The organism is Muribacter muris, assembly GCF_001038205.1.
Classification (GTDB): Bacteria; Pseudomonadota; Gammaproteobacteria; order Enterobacterales; family Pasteurellaceae; genus Muribacter; species Muribacter muris.
Genome location: NZ_JWIZ01000097.1, coordinates 1 through 1,696 on the forward strand (window position 1 = coordinate 1; position 1,696 = coordinate 1,696).

The 1,696-nt window shown below is 51.0% G+C and carries 1 pseudogene; it reads right to left on the minus strand.

Annotated elements, in window-relative coordinates:
• Positions 1–1,684 (minus strand): annotated as a pseudogene (locus RO21_RS11450) (type VI secretion system tip protein TssI/VgrG); the annotation flags it as partial.
• Between the last annotated feature and the right edge of the window lie 12 nt (positions 1,685–1,696).

Below are 1,696 nucleotides of genomic sequence, written 5' to 3' on the forward strand. Positions count from 1 at the left end.
AAATGTAGGTGTAGCGATTTTCTCCGCTCTGTTCTTGGATTAAAGGGTTGCCGTCCCACACAAAATCCGTTTGCAGATTTTCGTGCGTTGCCGACCGCTTGCAAATCCGTCTGCCCAGTGGGTCGTAGCGGTAGTGCCAAATAGCTTCCTGACCGTTGGCTTTGATGATTTTCGCTTCAATAAGCTGGTCGTTCAGGTCATAACGGTAATATTGCGTTTCGCCACTCGCCAGCTTACGCTCAACCAGATTGCCCAAACCGTCATAGCGATAATGCGTACCGTGATATTGATTGACCTTGTTGTCCTGCTGTCTTTGCCCTTCCCGTTCGATAATGTTGTGTGCCGGGTCGAACGCAAACGTCTCTTGGCTCAACGGGCTTTTTGCTTGGGTTAAGCGACCCAGTTTATCGTAGCCGTAGTGTGTGTTTTTAGTGAGGTTATCCCGACTTTGGGTCAGATTTCCCGCCTTATCGTATTGGTAACGGCGTTCAATTTGCGCGTTAAGTTGGGCGGTCAATTTCCCCACCGGGTCAAGCGCATAGCGGGTTGTCAGCGCACCTTGCGTGCGTTGGATTTCCCGGTGCAGTTTATCCCGTTCAAATTCGCTAATCAGCGTGCCGTTATGTTTTATCGCACTTAAATGCCCGCTGCCGTAATAGAGGTAATCGAGCGTTTCACCGTTTGGCAGGCGGGTTTGGGTGCGGTTGCCGTTAGCGTCATACTGATATTGCAAGCGGTCGGTTTTGCCCGCCGTTTTGCAACTTTGGCTGATAAGCCGTCCGAAACGGTCGTACTCAAATTGCAATTCGCTCTCACTGTTGCGGGCAAGGTTGAGACGGTGTTCGCTGTCATAACCGTATTCTGCCACCATATCGGGTTGAGTGCTTTCGCTTGCTTGGGCTTTATGGGCTATCAGTCTGCCAAGGCTGTCCCGTTCAAAATAATGGGTACGCAGCGGCGGGCTGTTACGGCTCGCCGAGACCTGTTGTTCAACCAAGTCGCCGTTTTGGTAGTGGTAGCGGGTGTATTTGCCGTCAAAACCGCTTTCGCCGATTAAACGGTCGCCCTCGTCATACTCGAAACGGTAGCTTGCTTGGTTCTCATTCACCAGTGCTGAAAGCCGTCTTGCCGGGTCGTATTGATAGTGGAACACATTACCCAAGGCGTTAATCCGTTGGGTTGGTAAGCCGTCTAACGCATAGCGGTACTCGGTTTGGCTGCCGTTGCCGTCCGTGTAAATAGCAAGACGATTTGCCGAGTCGTAGCTAAATTGCTCCTGACTGCCGTCCGGATAATCAATTTGTGTCAGCCGTTGTTGATTATCATAGCGATAGCGGGTTTCATTGCCTGCCGCATCAATCAAACGGCTGATTTGCCCTGTCGGGGTATAATGCCATTCCGTGCGGTTGTTGGAACAGTCTGTTTGGGCAGCAAGTTGGTTATCGGCATTGTAATGGTAGCGGGTCTCGTTGCCGAGTGGGTCGGTCATACTGCTGATTAAACCGCTTTCGGTATAACGGAACCTGATACGCTGATTGCCTTGTTGTTCGGCAATTAAACTGCCTTTGTCGTCATACTCATACTGTGTAGTATGCCCTGCCCCGCTGGTTTGGCGAATGAGACGACCTTGATTGTCATACTCGTAACGGGTTTCTTGCCCGTCAGGTTGAATAACCTTACTCACCTGACCCTGTGG